The sequence below is a fragment of the Collinsella sp. HCP3S3_E11 genome (assembly GCF_052067375.1).
Taxonomy (GTDB): Bacteria; Actinomycetota; Coriobacteriia; order Coriobacteriales; family Coriobacteriaceae; genus Collinsella.
This window is the reverse complement of record NZ_JBQHQI010000005.1, coordinates 1-20,711: the sequence shown is the minus strand read 5'-3', so window position 1 is coordinate 20,711 and position 20,711 is coordinate 1. Positions and strand designations below refer to the sequence as shown.

General features: G+C 60.0%; 19 protein-coding genes. 10 read left to right on the top strand and 9 right to left on the bottom strand.

What is annotated here, in order from left to right:
• Positions 1 to 96: 96 nt before the first annotated feature.
• The 3 genes from ACTM86_RS04535 to ACTM86_RS04525 form a co-directional block, all read right to left on the bottom strand.
• On the bottom strand, positions 97 to 669 hold the full coding sequence (locus ACTM86_RS04535) for a hypothetical protein (RefSeq protein ID WP_441015735.1): 573 nt from the start codon (positions 667 to 669) through the stop codon (positions 97 to 99).
• Positions 670 to 813: 144 nt separating this feature from the next.
• Entirely contained in the window at positions 814 to 1,044 is a 231-nt protein-coding gene (locus ACTM86_RS04530) for a hypothetical protein (protein ID WP_441015732.1), read from the bottom strand.
• 261 nt (positions 1,045 to 1,305) lie between these two features.
• A complete protein-coding gene (locus ACTM86_RS04525) occupies positions 1,306 to 2,223 on the bottom strand; it encodes a diacylglycerol/lipid kinase family protein (protein ID WP_427727874.1) in 918 nt (305 codons plus the stop codon).
• 98 nt (positions 2,224 to 2,321) lie between these two features.
• Between ACTM86_RS04525 and rnd the strand changes: the two genes are divergently transcribed.
• The 7 genes from rnd to ACTM86_RS04490 all read left to right on the top strand — a co-directional run bounded on the left by rnd (position 2,322) and on the right by ACTM86_RS04490 (position 9,259).
• The gene (gene rnd, locus ACTM86_RS04520; protein ID WP_154517283.1) at positions 2,322 to 3,455 is read left to right on the top strand and encodes a ribonuclease D; all 1,134 of its coding nucleotides are present in this window, start codon (positions 2,322 to 2,324) and stop codon (positions 3,453 to 3,455) included.
• A gap of 64 nt (positions 3,456 to 3,519) precedes the next feature.
• Positions 3,520 to 4,224, top strand: a complete 705-nt coding sequence (locus ACTM86_RS04515) for a zinc metallopeptidase (RefSeq protein WP_427795820.1) — start codon at positions 3,520 to 3,522, stop codon at positions 4,222 to 4,224.
• Positions 4,225 to 4,339: 115 nt separating this feature from the next.
• On the top strand, positions 4,340 to 5,791 hold the full coding sequence (xseA, locus tag ACTM86_RS04510) for an exodeoxyribonuclease VII large subunit (protein WP_441015729.1): 1,452 nt from the start codon (positions 4,340 to 4,342) through the stop codon (positions 5,789 to 5,791).
• Positions 5,792 to 5,833: 42 nt separating this feature from the next.
• Complete coding sequence (xseB, locus tag ACTM86_RS04505) at positions 5,834 to 6,100, top strand: exodeoxyribonuclease VII small subunit (RefSeq protein WP_161144749.1); 267 nt, start codon at positions 5,834 to 5,836, stop codon at positions 6,098 to 6,100.
• Positions 6,101 to 6,255: 155 nt separating this feature from the next.
• On the top strand, positions 6,256 to 6,591 hold the full coding sequence (locus ACTM86_RS04500) for a histidine triad nucleotide-binding protein (protein WP_035137921.1): 336 nt from the start codon (positions 6,256 to 6,258) through the stop codon (positions 6,589 to 6,591).
• A 147-nt stretch (positions 6,592 to 6,738) separates the two neighbouring features.
• Positions 6,739 to 7,917 carry an acetate/propionate family kinase gene (locus tag ACTM86_RS04495; RefSeq protein WP_006234305.1) on the top strand — a complete coding sequence of 393 codons (1,179 nt, stop codon included), beginning with the start codon at positions 6,739 to 6,741 and terminating at the stop codon, positions 7,915 to 7,917.
• Between the two features lie 163 nt (positions 7,918 to 8,080).
• The gene (locus ACTM86_RS04490; RefSeq protein ID WP_441015726.1) at positions 8,081 to 9,259 is read left to right on the top strand and encodes an acetate/propionate family kinase; all 1,179 of its coding nucleotides are present in this window, start codon (positions 8,081 to 8,083) and stop codon (positions 9,257 to 9,259) included.
• A gap of 554 nt (positions 9,260 to 9,813) precedes the next feature.
• Here ACTM86_RS04490 and pta read toward each other — a convergent pair.
• Positions 9,814 to 10,794, bottom strand: a complete 981-nt coding sequence (gene pta / locus ACTM86_RS04485) for a phosphate acetyltransferase (RefSeq protein ID WP_427718446.1) — start codon at positions 10,792 to 10,794, stop codon at positions 9,814 to 9,816.
• A 231-nt stretch (positions 10,795 to 11,025) separates the two neighbouring features.
• On the opposite strand from pta, the gene glf reads away from it, so the two are divergent.
• The gene (gene glf, locus ACTM86_RS04480; protein WP_441015723.1) at positions 11,026 to 12,228 is read left to right on the top strand and encodes a UDP-galactopyranose mutase; all 1,203 of its coding nucleotides are present in this window, start codon (positions 11,026 to 11,028) and stop codon (positions 12,226 to 12,228) included.
• Complete coding sequence (locus tag ACTM86_RS04475) at positions 12,221 to 13,252, top strand: glycosyltransferase family 2 protein (protein ID WP_427794873.1); 1,032 nt, start codon at positions 12,221 to 12,223, stop codon at positions 13,250 to 13,252. Before glf ends, ACTM86_RS04475 begins: the two co-directional genes overlap by 8 nt.
• 363 nt (positions 13,253 to 13,615) lie before the next feature.
• On the opposite strand, the gene ACTM86_RS04470 is transcribed toward ACTM86_RS04475, so the two are convergent.
• The 5 genes from ACTM86_RS04470 to ppk1 all read right to left on the bottom strand — a co-directional run bounded on the left by ACTM86_RS04470 (position 13,616) and on the right by ppk1 (position 19,839).
• The gene (locus ACTM86_RS04470) at positions 13,616 to 14,617 is read right to left on the bottom strand and encodes a P1 family peptidase (RefSeq protein WP_441015720.1); all 1,002 of its coding nucleotides are present in this window, start codon (positions 14,615 to 14,617) and stop codon (positions 13,616 to 13,618) included.
• A 100-nt stretch (positions 14,618 to 14,717) separates the two neighbouring features.
• Positions 14,718 to 15,299: a Maf family protein gene (locus tag ACTM86_RS04465; protein WP_441015717.1), complete on the bottom strand. Its 582-nt coding sequence runs from the start codon at positions 15,297 to 15,299 to the stop codon at positions 14,718 to 14,720.
• Complete coding sequence (locus ACTM86_RS04460; protein WP_427718432.1) at positions 15,296 to 15,838, bottom strand: DJ-1 family glyoxalase III; 543 nt, start codon at positions 15,836 to 15,838, stop codon at positions 15,296 to 15,298. The genes ACTM86_RS04465 and ACTM86_RS04460 overlap by 4 nt, the downstream gene beginning before the upstream one ends.
• A 177-nt stretch (positions 15,839 to 16,015) precedes the next feature.
• Positions 16,016 to 17,344 carry a 23S rRNA (uracil(1939)-C(5))-methyltransferase RlmD gene (gene rlmD / locus ACTM86_RS04455; protein WP_427729070.1) on the bottom strand — a complete coding sequence of 443 codons (1,329 nt, stop codon included), beginning with the start codon at positions 17,342 to 17,344 and terminating at the stop codon, positions 16,016 to 16,018.
• A gap of 86 nt (positions 17,345 to 17,430) precedes the next feature.
• Positions 17,431 to 19,839 (bottom strand): polyphosphate kinase 1, encoded by a 2,409-nt coding sequence (gene ppk1 / locus ACTM86_RS04450; RefSeq protein ID WP_441015714.1) that lies wholly within the window; start codon positions 19,837 to 19,839, stop codon positions 17,431 to 17,433.
• A 548-nt stretch (positions 19,840 to 20,387) separates the two neighbouring features.
• Between ppk1 and ACTM86_RS04445 the strand changes: the two genes are divergently transcribed.
• The coding region (locus ACTM86_RS04445; RefSeq protein ID WP_441015712.1) for an arginine deiminase family protein at positions 20,388 to 20,711 on the top strand (324 nt) is incomplete at its 3' end.

Genomic DNA, 20,711 nt, shown 5'->3' with positions numbered 1-20,711 from the left:
GGTGCCCCAGGTTGGCGCGAAAGAGGAGCGAAGCGTACTTGGGTACGCGAGCGACGAATGAACGCCAAGATGGGGTGGCTCGTAAAGCCGAGCGGGTTAGTTAAGCCTAAGGGCCTTCTGGATGGGCAGATAGAGCGCGCCGATCAGAATGGCGTTGAACACAGCGGTCATGGCGACGACGGGCAGCATGGCTGCGGCGAGTTCGCCCACTACGCCGAGCATGGCCATCTTGATGACCATGAAGATGACGCCCGAGACAAAGGTGGTCACGAACGTAGCGACGATGGCGGCGGCAGGCTTAACTTGGCCATCCTTGGCGGCCGTGTTGACAATGACGGCCATAAGCATGGCGGCGATGCCCTCGGCGGCAAAATCGACAAACGGCGAGGTAGTGGTGATCTGGATTACGGCCGCCGAGATGAGACCGATGACGAGTGCCTGACCAATGTTGGGACGAACGACCAGGATGGTGAGGCAGAAGGCCGAGATGATGAACTCGGGGCTGATCATGCCGCCCGAGATGCCGGAGATGGCCTTGCCGACGGTGAAGTTGAGGATGAAGCCGGCGGCAAGTAGGATGGCGAGCAGGACGAGGGCGCGGATATCGAGTTTGCCGCGGTCGGCGGTCTGGACGGTGCGGGGCTGGGTGGCGGTGGTGTTCTGAGACATGGTGAAGGTCCTTTCAGAGAGGGGGTGTAAGAGAAAAGCGGAGGCGCGTGATGCGAATGCGATCGGGCTCGAGATAGAAAAAGGCCCCCGGTCGAAACCGGAGGCCTTTCAATCACCTAGAGCGCAAAAACAGGCGTGAGGGACTCACTGTCGACCGATCGTATTCGCATCACGCCACCACCAGTTGTTGAGGGACTTCATCGCGTTCTTCATCTTGGTGGCTCCTTTCGTGATGCCATGGCGCAGTCGCACCTTGTTTCTGTTGCGTTGCACTATAGCACAGCAAAGTGTTTGCGGGGAATCTTTTTTGAAAGATTTCAGCGACGTTTCCCGCCGGTCGAAGGGGCGGGCTGAGCGGGGGGCGACCTTGGCCATCCCGCCCGCGCCTTAAGGTGTGGGGTTCTTAGGCCTTCTTGCGACGATAGATCACGAAGCCACAGACACCGATGATGATGGCGCCAACACCCATGGCGGCCATGTTGTTGCCCTTGGACTTCTCCTCGGTGATTGGGTGAATATCATACCAATGTGGATTTACTTCTTTCGGCGGTGAATCAGGTTGATGGCGTAGCCCACGAGCAGGGCCAGAACGATGACGATAAAGCCAAGGATAGGGTTGTCGTTCACGGGGTTCTCCTATTTTCCGAGTGGTGAGAATTCGTCGACGATGAGGTCGAGGCATTGCGGAAGCGCGCGGGCGCCAAAGACACCGGAGTTGCTGGAGATGATCTCGCCATCGAACTGCATGCCCAGCGACGGCGTGCAGGTAATCTTGGCTTCCTTGGTCTGGATAATCTTAAACTGCGGGCGGCCGAGCACCTTGCCGGCGGGGTCGAGCGCGGCGGTGATCACCGTGGGGAGCAGCTGCACCGTGCGCACGGGTTCAATAACGACGATGTCGACCATGCCGTCGTTCATGCGGCAGTTGGGGAACAGGTTGATGTCGTTTTGGATGACTGAGGTATTGCCCGCCATGCAGCAGATGCCGTCGAGCTCCTCGACCATGCCGTCGTGTTCAATGGTAAAGTGCGCCACCGTGGGGTTGGGCGTGGCGAGCGCGGAGAGGAAGTAGGCGATCTCGCCAATGTCGTTTTTGGTGGGAGCGGCCTTCATCATGATCTCGGCGTCGAAGCCCGAGCCGGCGATGATGATAAAGCCGTGGCGCTTCTCGTTACCGTTCTCGTCGATCCAAAAGAGCTCACCCATGTCCACCTTGACCGTGCGGCCGGCGCGGCAAGCCTTGGCAAGCGCCGCCGCCTCGGGGGCATTACCGATGTTGTTAAAGAACAGGCAGGCTGTGCCGGAGGGGAAGATGAGCGTAGGGACACCGCACCCGCGCATCTGGTCGAGCACGTTGGAGACGGTGCCGTCGCCGCCCGAAACGACTACGCGGTCGAACTCCCGAACGTCCGCTACCGCGTCCTCGGGCTCCATGCCATCGCCGATAAAGCGCATTACGACCTCGTCGCCGCCCTGTGCAAGAGCGTGCGTGAATGCATAGATTTCATCGGAGCTGGGACCCGATGCCGGGTTGTGGATGATAAGGCAGCGCATACTTACGTTCCCGTTCTGTGACTAACCGAGTATAGTTGTAGGGCAATGCCGATATCCTACCCGTGTTTTTCGGGCCTAACCTTATTCGATGGGTTGATATGTACATTTCCACACATCAGGCTCTACTCGACTTTTGTCAGCGCGCTCGTGAGTTCGATGCGATTGCCGTCGATACCGAGTTTTTGCGCGAGCGCACGTTTCATCCGCGCCTGTGCCTGGTTCAGATTGCCACCCCTGCCGAGAGCGTCGCGGTCGATCCTTTGGTGATCGACGACTTATCGCCGCTGGCCGAGCTTATGGCCGACGAGAGCGTGGTCAAGGTCTTCCACGCCTGCTCGCAGGATATGGAGGTCATGCTCCACACCGTGGGCGCGCTGCCGCGACCGATTTTTGACACACAGGTCGCCGCCGCCTTTTTGGGCGAGCGCCAGCAGATTTCCTACGGCGCGCTCGTTCAGACGTTCTGCGGCGTATCGCTGCCCAAGACCGAGTCCTTGACCGATTGGTCGCGCCGCCCGCTGAGCGATAAGCAGATTGAGTACGCGATCGATGACGTCAAGTATCTGATCGTCGCCTATACCGAGATGATGAGCCGCCTGCGTGAGCTGGGCCGTGTGGATTGGGTGCTCGACGAGTTGCGCCCGCTGGCCGACGAGTCGCACTACCGCGCCGACCGCCATGAGGCATTCCGCAAGGTCAAGCGCATCAACTCGTGTAGCCGCCATCAGCTGGGCATTGCGCGCGAGCTTGCCGCCTGGCGCGAGGACCGCGCCGAGCGCCGCAACATCCCGCGCAAGTGGGTTATGTCCGACGATACGCTGCTGGCGCTCGTCAAGCGCAATCCTGTGCGCGTTGAGGAGTTCCGCAGCATCCGCGGCACCGATCAACTGGGGGAGCGCGATGTGGACGGCGCGCTCATGGCCATCAAGCGCGGCGCGAGCTGCCCGCACGATCGCCTGCCGCTCATGGTGCGCGGACATCGCCAGATCTCTCCGGAGCTGGAGAGCGTGACGGATCTCATGTACGCGCTCATTCGCCTGGTTGCCGAGCGTTCGGGCGTGGCGACCTCGGTCATTGCCTCGCGCGATGACCTGGCCGACTATATTGAGCATCCCGAGCAGAGCCCTTTGCGCGAAGGTTGGCGCTTTGAGCTTGTGGGCTCGCGCCTGGACGATCTGCTCTCGGGCAACATGGGGTTGACGGTCAAAGATGGCAAAATTGAATTGCTATAAGGAAGTCTAGCCGCTTGAGTGGGTAGAATGTCTCCAACGTGTAACTCGATTCGGAGGAATTCGCATGCCCTATTACTATGGTTATGGCTTTGGCATCGACCCGCTGTACCTGCTGGTCGTCCTTGTTTGTACGGTGCTCGGTCTCGCCGCGCAGAGCTATATCAACTCGACGTATAAAACCTGGTCCAAGGTTCGCTCGGACGGCGACACGGGCGCTGCGGTCGCGCGCCGCATGCTCGACGCCAGCGGTTGCAATGCCGTGGGTATCAAGGGCGTCGCCGGTGAGCTCACCGACCATTACAACCCGCAGGATAACAACCTGTATCTCTCGGATGCCAACCGTTCGGGCGGATCGGTCGCAAGCGTTGCCGTCGCCTGCCACGAGGCGGGCCACGCCGCCCAGCGCCAAAGCGGCTATGCCATGATGAAGGTGCGCACTGCCCTGGTCCCGGTCGTCAACTTTACCCAGAACACCTGGACCATCGTGTTGCTCTTGGGCCTGTTTATGAACATCGCGGGACTCACGACCCTCGCGCTGATCTTCTTCTCGTTTAGTGTGTTGTTCCAGCTGGTTACGCTGCCGGTCGAGATTGATGCCAGCCGCCGCGCCGTGGCGTACATCGAGCGGTCGGGCATGAGCTCCAAGCAGGTCAACGGTGCCAAGAAGGTCCTGACGGCAGCCGCACTTACCTATGTTGCCGCAGCGCTCACCTCGATCATTCAGCTGCTCTACCTGATGGCTCGCTACAACAGAAACTCCAACCGATAACAAATTGGCTTGACAGGCGCCGCGGGGATTTGTGTCCCCGCGGCGCTGTACTATGTGTTGGACTTGAATTTGCGCAGGGCTGGAGCCTTTGTGCACGATAACGAAAGGAGGCTGCGTGGCAGGCTGGAATCTAACCGGCAATGCTGTTTCCGCCGAGTTTGACGGCTCGGACGATCAGGAGCGCAAGGAACTCAGCGTGAGCCAGGCGGTGGAGATCGCCGCCGGTGCACTCGATGCTATTCCGCAGCTGAGTGTCTTGGGCGAGGTCACGGGCTTCCGTGGCCCCAATGCCCGAAGCGGCCACTGCTACTTCCAGATTAAGGACGATTCGGCCGCCGTTGACTGCATCATTTGGAAGGGTGCCTATCTCAAGCGCACGTTCGATCTGCGCGACGGCATGCAGGTGAGCTTTAAGGGTAGCTTCAATCTCTATAAGCCCACGGGCCGCATGAGTTTTGTCGCCCGCTCGTTTTCGCTGGCGGGGGAGGGTCTGCTGCGTCAACAAGTGGCGCAACTGGCCGAAAAGCTGAGCCGCGAGGGCCTGATGGACGAAGCGCGCAAGCGCCGCATCCCGGTGTTCTGCTCGCGTGTGGCGGTCGTCACCTCGCTTTCGGGTGCCGTAATCGATGACGTCAAGCGCACATTGCGTCGTCGCAACCCACTCGTCGAGCTCGTTTGCGTGGGTGCCAAGGTTCAAGGCGAGGGTGCGCCGGCAGAGCTCATTGAGGGTTTGCGTCGCGCCGCTTCCATTACGCCGGCGCCCGACTGTATTTTGCTGGTGCGCGGCGGCGGCTCCTTTGAGGACCTCATGACCTTTAATGACGAGGAGCTTGCCCGCGCGGTGGCGGCTTGTCCTGTGCCCGTGGTGACCGGCATTGGCCATGAGCCTGACACCTCGATTTGCGACATGGTGAGCGACCGTCGCGCCTCCACGCCCACGGCGGCTGCAGAATCGGTGGCACCGGCTATGACAGAGCTGGCCGACGTGCTCGAGGCACGTCATCAGCGTCTGGGCGCTGCGATGTCATCGATGATCGGGTCGAATCTGGTCGATCTGGAGATGCTCGACCAGCGTGGTCGGCGTGCCTGGGATACCTATACGGCACGCTTGGGCGATGCGCTCGATGCAGCCGCATGCCGCCCGTGCCTCAACGATCCAACGTTTATGGTCGAGCGTCGCGAGTCCGAGCTTGCCCTGACTGCCGATCGTCTGTCCGGCGCTGTAACGCGTTCGGTTGGGGCCTTCCGCTCCAACTTCGAGCGTCTGCCCGAGCGCTTGGTCGCAAGCACCTCGGGGCTCGATGGCAAGCGTCATGCACTCACGCTCGCGAGCTCCCGCCTGGAGCATCAGGGGCGCACGATGTTGAGCAAGCCTGAGTCTGACTTAGGCCGTGCGGCAGCCTCGCTCGACGCCCTGTCGCCGCTCAAGGTGCTTGCCCGCGGCTACTCCATCGCGTATAGCGAAGACGGTGTGGCTACAAGCGCCCAGACCTTTAAGCCCGGCGATGCCATCCGCGTGCGCATGGCGGACGGCAACGTGGCGGCAACCGTCAATACGGTCGAATAGACCGCGTTTCACAGTGATAGACCTTTAGGAAAGGAAACAGATATGGCAGAGAAGACCCCGGTCGAGCAGCTTACGTACAAGCAGGCCTCGCAGGAGCTGGAACTCATTATCCGCAGCCTGGAGTCGGGCGACATGGAGCTCGAGGAGTCGCTCGAGAGCTACACCCGCGGCGTCGAGCTTCTCAAGAGCCTGCGTACCCGCCTGGCCGATGCCGAGCAGAAGGTCTCGGTGCTTCTTAAGGATGTCGACGGCAACGACGTGCTCGCCGACGGCGAAGCCGCCAACACCGACGACAACCTCTCGTTCTAACCACCTCGCAGCCTACTTTGGGGTAGTCTTTTTGGGACGGGGCTTTTTTGACTACCCTTGCGCGACGGCTCGCCAGGTGCCTGCGCTTGCGAAAAAGTAGTCAAAAAAGCCCCGTCCCAAAAAGACTACCTTGGTCTGTGAGAAAGGAACCAACCATGTGTGATTGCATCTTCTGCAAAATTGCCAACCATGAGATCCCCTCGACCGTCGTTTACGAGGACGATCAGGTCATCGCCTTCGACGACCTCAATCCCCAGGCGCCGGTCCACACCCTCGTGATTCCCAAGAAGCACTACAGCGACATCGCCGACAACGTACCTGCCGAGACCATGGGCGCCATGGCTCACGCCATCCAGGAGGTCGCTAAGGCCAAGGGCTTGGAGGACGGTTTCCGCGTCATCTCCAACAAGGGCGTCAACGCCGGTCAGACCGTCATGCACTTCCACATGCATGTCCTCGGCGGCAAGAACCTGGGCGAGAACCTCATCTGAGGGCGCTTCTTCCGTGGGATGAGGCGAAAGCTTGGGCATCGATAACTTATATATCAACGCAATAAACCCGAGCGCGAGGGCGTTTGGGTTTATTATTGAATCGTATGTAACCTGGCGGCGCCACACCGCCTGTTAGTAGGGAGACACATGAACGTTCTGGTCGTCAACGCAGGATCTTCGACCCTTAAGTATCAGGTCATCGATACCAAGTCCCACAAGGTGTCCGCAAAGGGCTCCTGCGAGCGCGTCTGCTTTACCGGCGGTACCTTCACCCACGCTGCCAACGGTTCCAAGAAGGTGACCGAGAACATCGAGTTCCCCGACCACAAGGTCGCCATCGAAGTCGTCCTGAAGGACCTCGAGGCCAACGGCGTCAAGATCGAGGGCATCGGCCACCGTATCGTTCAGGGCGGTTGGTACTTCGGCGATTCCTCCCTCGTCGACGAGGACGTCCTCGCCAAGATCCGCGAGGTCGCTCCGCTCGCCCCGCTGCACAACAACCCCGAGGCCAACGTTATCGAGTACTGCCTCGAGCAGTATCCCGACCTGCCCAACGTCACGGTCTATGACACCGCTTTCCACTTCAACATGCCCGAGGTCGCCAAGACCTACGCCCTTCCCAAGGACGTCTGCGACAAGCTGCACATCCGTAAGTACGGCGCCCACGGCACCAGCTACCGCTACATCTCCAAGAAGGTTGCCGAGATGACCAACGGCGAGGCTCGCAAGGTCGTCGTGTGCCACATCGGTTCCGGCGCTTCCCTGTGCGCTATCGAGGACGGTAAGTGCATGGACACCACCATGGGCTTGACGCCGCTCGACGGTGTCATGATGGGCACCCGCTGCGGCTCCATCGACCCGGCTACCGTGTGCTACCTGCAGCGCGAGGGTGGCTACACCTTCGACGAGGTCGACGAGATGATGAACAAGAAGTCCGGCCTTTTGGCTGTGACCGGCGGCAAGACCAACGACTGCCGCAACGTCGAGGAGCTCGCCGCTGCTGGTGACCCCGAGGCTCAGCTCGCCTTCGATATGTTCGTCTACAAGATTGCCGCCAAGGCTGCCGAGATGGCCACTTCCATGTGCGGTATGGACACCCTGGTCTTTACCGCCGGCATCGGCGAGCACGCTCCGGCCGTTCGCGCCGGCGTGGCCGATCGTCTGGCCTTTATGGGCGTTAAGATGGACCATGCCCGCAACGCCCTGCGTGGCGACGGCGCCTGGTGCCTGTCCGCCAAGGATTCCAAGGTCAAGATCTTCGTCATCCCCACGGACGAGGAGTTCATGATCGCTTCCGACGTCGAGCGCATCGTCAACGGCAAGTAATTGCAAGAGGGGAGGGGCTGGGCGACCGAGCGCCGTTCGGCCCCTCTTTTGCGCTCGTTGGGCGATATGCTGATAGCTATTTATCAAGATATGATAACTTCTTATTAACATGCGGCCGCCTTAAGGGGTCTGCGTCGACCGTATTGCACTGCAAAGGAGTCTCATGAACGTACTTGTTGTCAACGCCGGCAGCTCAAGCCTTAAATATCAGCTTTTGGATACCGATACCCGCAAGGTTTTCGCCAAGGGCAACTGCGAGCGTATCGGATCGGACATGGGCGTCTTTGGCCACTCCGAGAACGGTGGCGCCAAGCAGACCGAGGAGGTCCCTTTCCCCGATCATCGCTCTGCTATCGCTCGTGTGCTCGAGGAGCTTGAGAAGACCGACTTTACGATTGATGGCATTGGGCATCGTATCGTTCAGGGCGGCTGGCACTTCGATGATTCCGCAGTCGTTGACGACGAGGTCATGGCTAAGATCCTTGAGGTGGCCCCGCTCGCCCCGCTGCACAATTACGGCGAGGCCGCGGCAATCGAATATTGCCGCGAGAAGTATCCGGAGCTGCCCAACGTGGCCGTCTTCGATACCTCGTTCCACATGACCATGCCCGAGGTCGCCTACACCTACGCGCTGCCCAAGGACGTGTGCGACAAGTACCACGTGCGCAAGTACGGCGCGCACGGTACGAGCCACCGCTACGAGTGGATGATGGCCAAGGAGATCCTGGGCTCGCGCTGCCACCGTCTGCTTTCGTGCCATCTGGGCAACGGTGCTTCGCTCGCCGCCATCGAGGACGGCGTGTGCCGCGACACCACGATGGGCCTCACGCCGCTCGATGGTTTGATGATGGGAACCCGTTGCGGCTCCATCGACCCGGCTACCGTGTGCTACTTGCAGCGCGAGGGCGGCTACAGCTATCAGGAAGTCGATGACATGATGAACAAGCAGTCTGGTCTGCTTGCCATCTCGGGTATCTCCAACGACGCCCGCGACATCCGCACGCGCGCCTCCGAGGGCGATGAGCGCTGCCTGCTCGCCTTCGACATGTTCGCCTACAAGGCCATGCAGCAGGCCGGTTCCATGATCGCATCCATGGCGGGCGTGGACACCATCACCTTTACCGCCGGCATCGGTGAGAACGACTGGTCGATCCGCAAGGCCTTCTGCGACTGCTTTGAGTGGCTGGGCGTGCGCATCGACAACAACAAGAACCGCGAGGCCGTGGGCAACGGCCCGCAGGTCATCAGCTCCGCCGGTTCCGCCGTCACCGTCATGGTCATCCCCACCGACGAGGAATACATGATCGCCCACGACGTCGAGCGTCTGACCAAGAACAACTAACGTGCCGATTGCATGTAAACGAAAGGCCTCCGAAGCAACAGCTCCGGAGGCCTTTTTTACTAGCAGAAGGACAGCGGAAACTCCATCCCGTTTCGAGCACAAATTCTGGGACACGCTTTCCGGTTGAGGCACGTTGCGGAAAATACGACCCACAACAAAGCAAAATTCCGTCCCGCAGTTTCCCAAACAGCCCCCAAGTGGAAGCTACATCCCACAATCCGCCTCCAAACCGGGACACGCTTTCCGGTGGGCCAGACATCGAACCGCAGCCAACATTTCGCATCCAAAGTGATTGCCGCCATCAACGCCTGCACTTTCAGCAACGGCACCCATCCATTCAGTTTCTCAGCCCCAGCTCGTAGCCAAGCCGCCGTCCACTCCAGATCCCCTGAATGCTGCGTTGCGGTAGAAGGCCGTACAGGCTAACCCCTGAAAACATTCCGCAGACCAGAAACGCCCCCGTTCGTAGCTCCGGAGGAGCAGAACGGGGGCGTTTCATTGGTCGAGGACGTTTTCAGGGGTTAGCCCGTACGGCCTTCGGGCGAGTGCGTGCGCTACTCAGCCATCTGAGCCTGGACGGCGGTGATGGCCACGACACCCACGATGTCGTCGGCAGAGCAGCCGCGCGAAAGGTCGTTAACCGGCTTGGCGATGCCCTGCAGGATGGGGCCGTAGGCGTCGGCGCCGGCGAAGCGCTGGACCAGCTTGTAGCCGATGTTGCCGGCCTCGAGGTCGGGGAACACGAGCACGTTGGCCTTGCCGGCAACGGAGGAGCCGGGAGCCTTGAGCTGGGCGACGTTGGGGACGATGGCGGCGTCGAGCTGCAGGTCGCCATCGATGGCGAGCTCGGGGGCCTTCTCCTTGCAGAACTTCACGGCCTCCTGGACCTTCTTGGCGACCTCGCCGCCGGCGGAACCCATGGTGGAGTAGGAGAGCATGGCCACGTGCGGCTCAACGTTGCCCATGAAGGTGGACCAAGAGTGAGCGGAGGCGATGGCGATCTCGGAGAGCTCATCGGAGGACGGGTTGATGTTGAGGCCGCAGTCGGCGAAGATCAGCGTGCCGTCGGTGCCGAACTGCGGGGTGTCGGTGCACATCACAAAGAAGGCCGAGACCAGCTTGGTGCCCGGGGCGGTCTTGAGGATCTGCAGCGCGGGGCGCAGGGTGTCGGCGGTGGAGTGGCAGGCGCCGGAGACCAGACCATCGGCATCGCCCATCTTGACCATCATGGTGCCAAAGTAGGTGGCGTCCATCACCTGGGCGCGAGCCTGCTCGATGGTGACGCCCTTCTTGGCGCGGAGCTCGGCAAACTTCTGCGCGTACTCCTCGTGCTTCTCGGCATTGCGCGGGTCGATGACGGTAGCGCCGGGAACGTTGATCTCGTCGGGGTTGCCCAAGATGACGATCTTTGCCAAGCCCTCCTCGATGATCTTGGTAGCTGCGATGATGGTGCGCGGATCTTCGCCCTCGGGCAGGACGATCGTCTTAAGGTCGGCCTTGGCGGCAGACTTCATACGGTTTAGGAAATCGCTCATGTTACTCCTTACAAGCGTTTCGCTAAGCTCCAGGCGTCCGGCTGTCCACGAATAAACCCGCTGCTAGCGGGTTTACCTTTCAAATATGTACGCCGGGGTGCTTGAGCTTTCCTTGTGTGGCAAGCTCATTATAGGACGCATTAGCGCTATAATCGCTCTGATAAATATGTCTCGAAGAATGTTCGAGAAAAGCCCAGCTAACGAGCCCGTGGCTTTTGACAAGGAGTATCGATGCAGATTACCTCAGGCCTGCCTGAAGGCTTTAACGCCGGCGCATATGACATGATTGTCGTCGGTGCCGGGTATGCCGGTGCCGTTTGTGCCCGCCGTCTTGCCGAGACCATCGGCTATCGCGTTGCCGTTTTGGAGCGCCGTGGCCACATTGCGGGCAATGCTTACGACTGCTTTGATGAGGCCGGGATCCTGGTCCACGAGTATGGTCCGCACATTTACCATACCTTTAACGAGCGCGTCCACAATTTTCTGTCGCGCTTTACCAAGTGGACGGATTACCAGCACAAGGTGCTCGCCAACATCAACGGCACCCTTATGCCCGTGCCCTTTAACCACGCGAGCCTCAAGCTCGCCTTTGGCGATGAGCGCGGCGAGGAGCTGTATCAGAAGCTCGTGGAGACCTTTGGCAAGGACGTCAAGGTGCCCATCATGGAGCTGCGCAAGAAGAACGACCCGGATCTTGCCGAGGTCGCCGATTACGTCTACGAGAACGTCTTTTTGCATTACACCATGAAGCAGTGGGGCCAGACGCCCGACCAGATCGATCCCTCGATCACCGGCCGCGTTCCCGTCTTTGTGGGCGACGATGACCGCTATTTCCCGCAGGCTCCCTTCCAGGGCATGCCGCAGGACGGCTATACCGCGTTGTTCGAGCATATGCTCGACCACGATCTGATTGATGTGTTCTGCGACGTGGACGCCCGCGACCTCTTTGAGATTGACGAGACCACCGTCAAGATCGACGGCAAGGTCTATGGCGGCGAGATCGTCTACACCGGTCCGCTCGACGAGCTGTTCAACCTCGACTTGGGCGCTCTGCCGTACCGTACGCTCGACATGAAGTTCGAGACGCTCGATATGGACCAGTTCCAGCCCGTGGGCACCGTCAATTACACCACGAGCGAGGATTACACGCGTATCACCGAGTTCAAGAACATGACTGGTCAGGTCCTGCCCGGCAAGACCACCATCATGAAGGAGTATTCCAAGTCCTATACGCCCGGCTCGGGCGAGACGCCCTATTACGCCATTCTGGAGCCCGAGAACCGCGAGCTCTATGAGCGCTATCTTGAGCGCGTCCAGAACCTGACGAACTTCCACCCGGTGGGTCGCCTGGCCGAGTATCGTTACTACGATATGGATGCCGTGACCAACTCTGCCCTCGATCTTTCGGATGAGATTATCGCCTGCCATGCATAAAGTCATATCATTCGGTATTCCCTCGTATAACGCCGCCAAGGACATGGACCATTGCATCACCTCCATTCTGGAGGGGAGCAATTACGCCACCGATATCGAGATCATCATCGTCGATGACGGTTCCAAGGACGAGACGGCAGCTAAGGCCGATGAGTGGGAGGCGCGTTACCCCGGTATCATCCGCGCGGTGCATCAGGAGAACGGCGGTCACGGCATGGCCGTCCTCTCGGGCCTGCGCGAGGCACAGGGCACCTACTACAAGGTCGTCGACTCGGATGACTGGCTCGACGGTGCGGCGCTTTCGACCATGCTTTCGATTCTGCGTGGCTTTGAGGAGCGCGACCAGCGCGTCGATCTGTTTATCTCGAACTATGTGTACGAGAAGGTTTACGAGGGTACGCATACCGCTATTGGTTACAAGTTTGCCCTGCCGCGCAAAAAGATCTTTACCTGGGACCAGATTGGCCATTTCCGTCTGGACCAGAATTTGCTCATGCACAGCCTGTGTTATCGCACGGATGTGCTGCGCGCGTCCAATCTGCCTATGCCGCCGCACACGTTCTATGTAGACAATATCTACGCCTATGTGCCGCTGCCGCGCTGCAAGACCATGTACTACGCCGACATCGACCTCTATCGTTATTTTATCGGTCGCGAGGGCCAGAGCGTCAACGAGGCCACGATGGTCAAACGTCTGGACCAGCAGTTTCGCGTGACGCGCATTATGATGGAGGCGTTCCATCTGTATAGCGATGTCGAGTCGTCGCGTCTGCGCGCGTACATGATGGGCTATTTCACCATGATGATGGCAATTTGTTCGGTGCTTACCAAGCTTTCCGATGAGGATTGCGCCGACGAGCGCCTGACGACATTGTGGAGTGATTTGAAGGCCTACGACGAGCGTATGTATCGTCGTGCACGCTACGGTGTGGTCGGCTTCTTTACCAACCTGCACGGGCGGGCTGGAGACAAAACCACACTCGGCCTATACCGTCTTGCCTCAAAGATCTTCAAATTCAACTAGTGCATAAACGCTCGGGTAACGGGGACCCCTGGTCCTTAACTTGCTACTTCGAACAGTCCTGCGCAAGACGGAGGCGCCACTGGCGCCTCCTTTGCGTGCGGAACTCGTATCAAGTTAAGGACCAGGGGCCCTCTGCTATGTCCCGCTTTATGTCAGCAAGCTGAATTTGAAGATCTTGGACGCGCGGTACACAGGGGCCTGGGCTGAAAAGTTTTAGTTGGTAGTCGGTCGGAGACGGGCGGGCGTTACGTTTGTCGCGAGTTCCGCATGCAAAGAAGGCCACTTAATGTGGCCTTCGTCTTGCATAGGACTGTAGAGCAGCAAACGTAACGCCCGCCCGCCTCCGACCGACGGTCGAGTGGATTACTTCGCAACGCCGGGGATGCCGTGGGATGTTTTGGCGGTTTTGGCTCCGTTTACGATGGCGGTTTCCAGGGCCCTTACGGCGAGCATGCCCAGTAGGTCTAGGGGAACGGCGGCGCTTGCCTGGCTGCCCAGCTTGCCGCTGGCAAGGGTGTAGATGGTGTCACCGTCGTTGGTGGTGTGTGTGGGGCGGATGGCGTGTGCATAGGCGTCTGCGGCCATCTGGGAGACCTTGGTGGCCTGGGCCTTAGTGAGCTCCACGTTGGTGACGATGCAGCTGATGGTGGTGTTGGTGCGGTCGAGTGGCATTTTCATAGAGCCGGCGGTGGCAAGGGCGGCGAGCTCCATGTCGACGATCTGGTCGCTATCGGCTGCGGCGCGCATGCCGGCCACCCACTCGCCGGTGGTCGGGTCGACCACGTTGCCACAGGCGTTGACCGAGACCACGGCGCCCACCTTGACGGTGCCGAGTGCCACGGCAGCAGCTCCCAGGCCAGCCTTCATGCAGGTGGCGGGCCCCATGAGCTTGCCTACGGTGGCGCCGGTGCCGGCACCTACATTGCCCTGATCGAGTGTGGTGGGGGTATGGTCGAGCGCCTCGCGCACGGCGGCGATACCGGCTTCAATGTCGGGACGCACGGTGGGATCGCCAAAGGCGAGATCGAAGATGCAGCTGGAGCACACGATGGGCACCTGCGTGGGGCCGACGGGCAGGCCGATGCCGCGGCTCTCGAGTTCGCGGGCCACGCCGCTTGCCGCTTCGAGACCAAAGGCCGAACCACCCGAAAGGCAGACGGCGTGGACCTTATCGACGGTGTTCTCGGGACGCAGCAGATCGGTCTCGCGCGAAGCGGGAGCGCCACCACGTACGTCAACGCCGCCGGTGGCACCCTCGGGCGCCACGATTACGGTGCAGCCGGTGCCGGCCTCCTCGTCTGTATAGTTGCCAAAGCAAAAGCCATCGACATCGCAAACGTCAATGGCTTCGAGCAGTGTGTCCATGTTTTCTCCTATCGGTTTTCCGCCGGGCCTTATGCTCGGTCGGGATCCGTGCGGTACGGCAAAATTGTAGGCGCCGGGGGATACCCAGCGCCAGATGCAATTACGAGAGTTTTTGAATCGCGCGTGCGACGCGAGCGATGGGTAAGCCCACCACGTTGTAGAAGTCGCCCGAAATGTCATGCACGAGCATGCGGCCGCCTGTGCCCTGGATACCGTAGGCTCCGGCCTTGTCCATGGGTTCGCCGGAGGCAACATAGTGTCCAATCTGCTCCTCGGTAAGCTCATAGAACGTCACGTCGGTCACATCGACAAACGACAGACTTTCGGCGGCATGCGGAGCTGCAGCGTCGCCGGCTTTAACGATGCAGACGCCGGTTGCCACCTGGTGCGTGCGGCCCGAAAGCTCGCGGAGCATGGTGCGTGCCTCGTTCTCGTCTGCCGGCTTGCCCAAAATTTGCCCGTCAAAGGTGACAATGGTATCGGCCGCGACAGTTAGTTCGTTGGGTTCGGCGTGCTCGGAGGCAACGGCAGCGGCTTTGGCGCGTGCCAAGCGTTCGACAAGCGTAAGCGGAGCTTCGCCATCAAAAGGTGTTTCGTCGATATCTGCGGGAATTACGCGAACGTCATAGCCCGCCTCGCGCATCAGCTCTATGCGGCGCGGCGATTGCGAAGCCAAAATCATAGCTGGATGCCCTCGGCAACCTTCTCGACGGCCTTGTCGCCGGCGAGTGTGCGCAGCAGCTCCAAGGCAAAGGGAAGTGACTGTGCCATGCCGCTGGCAGTGATGATGTTGCCGTCTTGCGTGACCTTCTCGCCGGTATAAGCACCCTCGGGGAAGCTCTTCTCAAAGCCGGGGAAGCACGTGGCTCGGCGTCCCTCGAGCAGACCAAGCTCGCCCAGGATAAACGGGGCGGCGCAGATGGCGGCAACGTGCTTGGTTGCGGCGAACTCGCAGACTACATCGCAGACACGCTGGTCGGCGCGCAAGTTGGTGGCTCCGGGCAGGCCGCCGGGCAGCACGATGCAGTCGTACTCCTCAAAGTTGATCTCATCAAAGAGCGCATCACAGGTCACGGGAATCTGCAGCGAGCTCACGACCTCGCGTGTGGGCATGATCGAGACGAGCGTGGCGCGCACGCCGCCGCGACGCATGACATCGACCATGGTCAGGCATTCAATAGTTTCAAAACCATCGGCGGCGAGAACGGCAACGCTGGGCATGAGAGTTCCTTTCGTAAGGCGGCATACAATTAGCCGTCTTATACCCCGAAGACCTATGCTTGCCACGCTCGATTTCCCAATGTTTAAAAAGGGACGGGGATTAAATAATCATTCGGAACAAATTTATTTTTATCCCCGTCTCAGAAAAATCATCGGGTGTGGTCTTGGGCAAACAGTCTAGTTGCGCTTGAGATGGGCGACGGTTTCGCAGTGGAAGGTTTGCGGGAACAGGTCGACCGGCGTGATCTTGACGGGGGAGAAGGTGCCTTCCTCGACAAAGCGCTTAAGATCGCGTGCCAAAGTCGCCGGATCACAGCTCACGTAGGCCACGTCGCGGGCGCTCGTGCTGGCGATGAGGTCGATTGCCTCGGGTGCCAGACCTGCACGCGGCGGGTCGACCACCAGGACATCGGCATCCTGGTCGGGGAACTCGCGCACGGCATCGCCGCCGATGACATCGACGTTATCGAGCTTGTTGATCTCGAGGTTGCGGCGCAGGTCGCGCACGGCCGGGCCGTAGGCCTCGACGGCGGCAACAAAATCACAGCGGCGGGCGAGCGGCAGGGTAAAGGTGCCGGCGCCGCAGTACAGATCCATGGCAAGCTCGTCTTCTTGCGGGTCGAGCGCCTCCATGACAAGCTCGATCAAAATCTCGGCGCCCTTGGTGTTGACCTGGAAAAACGATGGGGCAGAAAGGCGCATCTGGCCGTCGGCGATGTTCTCGGTCCAAGAGCCCTCGCCGGCGAGCACCTCCACCTTGGAGACGCGGCGGGCCTTCTTCTCTCCCTTGCTCATGACGCGCACTACGCTCGTGGGGCGAGCGGCGTCTGCCAACACGCGCGAGACTTGCGAGCGCGGGAAGGAGCCCGTGGGCGTCCAAAGTGCGACCTCGAGTGCCTTGGTGCGACGCGAAGCGCGAATGCCCACGCGCTCCAGACCCAGATCGTGACTGCCGCTCAGATAGTTGAGCGCGCCGACGACCGATTTGAGCGCCTTGGGAAAACGCTTATCGAACAGCGGGCACGAATCTACGGTGACGATCTTGCTGGGATCGACGCCGTGCATGCCAAGGCGAACGCGGCCGTTAACGAGGGTGGGCTCCAGCTCAATCTTGTTGCGGTAGCCCCAGTCGTCCTTGGTGTGGCGGATGGGCTGAACAAGATCGTTGACCTGCTCGGGGGCGAACTTGCCAATGCGCTCGAGCGTGGAGCGCAGGTTTTGCTCTTTGGCGGCAAGCTGCGCGGTGCGCGAGAGATTGCCCCACGAACAACCGCCGCAGACGCCCACGAAGGGGCAGGGGGGCTGAATGCGATCGGGGCCCGGCTCCAGAATCTCGGTCGTGCGGGCGCGCATAAACGACTTGCCGTCCTGCACGATCTCGGCCTCGACGGTGTCGCCTGCCACGGCGCCCTGCACAAAGACGGCCTTGCCGTTGTCGGCGTGCGCCAGTCCGTCGGCGCCGTAGGTCATCGATTCTATGGTGAGCTTCATGTTCCTGCCTGTCATTCGCGGTATTGTTCGCAACCATGGTAGCAGTGAAAAGCGCCCCGTATTTGGGGTATTCCTCAAATACGGGGCGCTTCTACAAACGTCTATTTCGTCTTGCCGGTAATGAGCGTCTTAAGGCCTAGGCCGATCAGGCCCAGTCCCATGCGCACGCGACCGGGGCGATGGCGCTCGATGGTCTTGGTCTTGCCAGCGGGCTTCTCGCGGCGGGCGCCCTTCTCGGACGCGGGGTTGGCCGTCTGCGGTTGGGGCCGAGGAGCAGGCTCGGACTCAGGCTCTATGACGGTTGCCTGAACCTTCTGGACCTCGGGTGCGGCCGGCTGCGGTTCGAGCTCAGGCTTGGATGCGAGCGTAGGTTCTGCCTTGGCGACGGCCTCGGCGTTGCGATAGGCACGCTCCAGCAGAGCTTCCTGCGAGTTGAAGGGCTTCTCGCCTTCTTTGCGCTTCACGGGAATCCAGGTGCCGTCACTCGTCAGACTGCGTGCCTTCACGTTGTCGCGCAGCTGCATGCCCATGTACTCGTGCACCTGGGCGCGGCAGGTGGGGTCGAGCACGGGGAAGGCGATCTCCACGCGGTGCTCGGTGTTGCGCGTCATCATGTCTGCCGAGCTCAGGTAGATCATATCCGAGTCCACGCCAAAGGCATAGACGCGCGCATGCTCCAAAAAGCGTCCGACGATGGAGCGCACGTGCACGTTCTCGGTCTTGCCCGGAACACCGGGTTTGAGGCACGAGATACCGCGGATGATCATGTCCACGCGCACACCGGCACACGATGCCTCGGCGATCTTGTCGATGACCTCGCGGTCGGTAAGCGAGTTGAGCTTAAAGAACACGCGGGCGGGCTCGCCGACAAGGGCGCGCTGAATCTCGCGGTCCAGGCCGCGCATGATGAGCGGCTTGAGGCCCACGGGCGCCACGCCCAGGAAGCGGTAGTCGCCGCGCAGGTTGCCCAGCGACAGGTTGCGGAAGAACAGGTTAGCGTCCTCGCCGATGCCGGGATGCGCGGTCATGAGCATAAAGTCGCTGTAGAGCTTGGCCGTCTTCTCGTTAAAGTTGCCGGTACCCAAAAGCGTCAGACGGGTAAGCGCCATGCCCTCGCGATAGGTGAGCTGGCAGATCTTGGAATGGCATTTAAAGCCCTCGGAGCCGTAGATAACGGTGCAGCCGGCCTCTTCCAGCCGCTCGGCCCATTCGATGTTGTTTTGCTCGTCAAAGCGGGCGCGGAGCTCCATGAGCACTGTAACCTCTTTGCCGTTTTCGGCAGCATCGATGAGCGACTCGCACAGGCGGCTTTGTTTGGCCACGCGGTAGAGCGTGATGCGAAGCGAGATGCACTCGGGGTCGTAGGCTGCTTCGTGCACCAGGTCCAAGAACGGATTCATGGTCTCGTAAGGGTAAAAGAGCAGCTTGTCGTGCTGCAGCACCTGATCGCGGATGGAGCGGGTCATATCGATGGTGGGGTTGGGCTGCGGCCTAAACGGCGTAAAGAGCAGCTCGTTTCGTAGATGCTCGGGTATTTTGCCCTCGATGCCAAAGACATAGCCCAGGTTGAGCGGGATATCGCAGGTAAAAACCGAGCGGCGCGAAAGCTCGAGCGCTTTGCGGATGGTCTTGAGCGTTGGCTTTTCGAGCGAGCCCGATACGGCGAGCACCACCGGCTGCAGGCGCAGGCGCTTCTTGAGGATGCGCTTCATGTGCTGGCGGTAATCCTCTTCCTCCTCGACGCCCTCGCCGTCCGGATCGATGTCGGCGTTGCGGGTGACGCGGATGAGCGCGCGGTCGAGCGGCTTATAGGAGCCGAAGCAGCTGTCCAGGCAGGCGAGGATGACGTCCTCGAGCAGAATGTAGGAGTAGGTGCCGGTGGGCGAGGGGATTTCGACCACGCGGTTCATCGAGGCGGGAATCTCGATAAGGCCCAGCAGGCTCTCCTCGTCGGTGATGCCGTCCAGGCCACAAGCCAGATAGAGCGCGCCGTTGCGCAGGTTGGGGAAGGGATGGCGCGGATCGATGACCAGCGGCGAGATGACCGGTGATATGTAGGCCTGGAAGTAGCGGGTTACAAAGGTATGTTCCTCGGGTGTAAGCGAATCGATGCGGGCGCGGTGAACGCCCAAAGCGTCGAGCTTGTCCTCGATGCTCTTAAAGATCGACTCCCAGCGGGTAAGGAGCCCGGGCAGCTCTGCCATGACAGCATCGACCTGTTCGGAGGCGGTCATATTGCTCTTGTTGTCGACGGGCTGTTTTTTGAGCTCTGCCAGATCGGACAAGCCGCCCACGCGCACCATGAGAAACTCGTCGAGGTTTGACTCGAAGATCGAGACGAACTTAAGGCGCTCGAACAGTGGCACAGACTCATCGAAGGCTTCGTCGAGTACGCGGTTATCAAAGCGCAGCCAGCTAAGCTCTCGATTTTGCGTATACGAGAAATCGCGCGGTTTCTTGCGCAGCTTGGCGGCGTTCTGCTTCTTTTCGATTTTGCTCGGCATATGCATCTGTCCGTTCAGTCCCTACAGGGGACGGTAGCCTAACACTATTTCTTATTGTCTCAATTTAGTCGACCTATGGCGCGGACGTATCGCGCGAACGGTATCTTTACCTACTTATTACGCTGACGATCCGAAGCACTAACGTCCGGTGCTTTGAACAAGCGATCTATATCCTCACTCAACTGGTGAGAATGTATGAATAAGAATGATAGCAAGCTGAATATAATCGAATTTAGGTCGAATCGAGGACAAGCGTCATTTATATGCAGAAAACCGTTTTTGCTATGCACTTTCAATCATGGATAACTTTGAGTGTTCAATCTTGATTTCCTAGAAAAATAACGTTTACCTAGGAAAATATGCTTTACGAAACTGAAGTGCATCATGGGAAATCATATGCGATATACCGTTCATCGTACTTTGTTGACCGTTCGGGGGCGAGGTGGAATTGCGGTTGAAATTTGGATATAACTAGAGCTGTCAGCAAGCAGCGCTCCATACGGAGGGGCGCTGATACATTTGGCCAGTAAGGCCCGAAAGAAAGGTAGGAGGCCATGACGAAAGGTCTGCACGTGCCTTCCGAGATCGGCAAGCTCAGGAAGGTCTGCCTGCACCGTCCCGGCGACGAGCTCCTCAACCTGCCGCCCGACGAGCTCGAGCGGCTCCTGTTCGACGACGTCCCGTTCCTGGAGGTCGCGCAGCAGGAGCACGACACCTTCGCCCAGATCCTGAGGGACCAGGGCGTCGAGGTGCTCTACCTCGAGAATCTCGTCGCCGAGGTGTTCGACCAGGTCCCCGGCGCCCGCGACGAGTTCACCGACCAGTACATCGCCGAGGCCGGCATCCGCGGGAAGCACATGCCGCAGATCGTCCGCGAG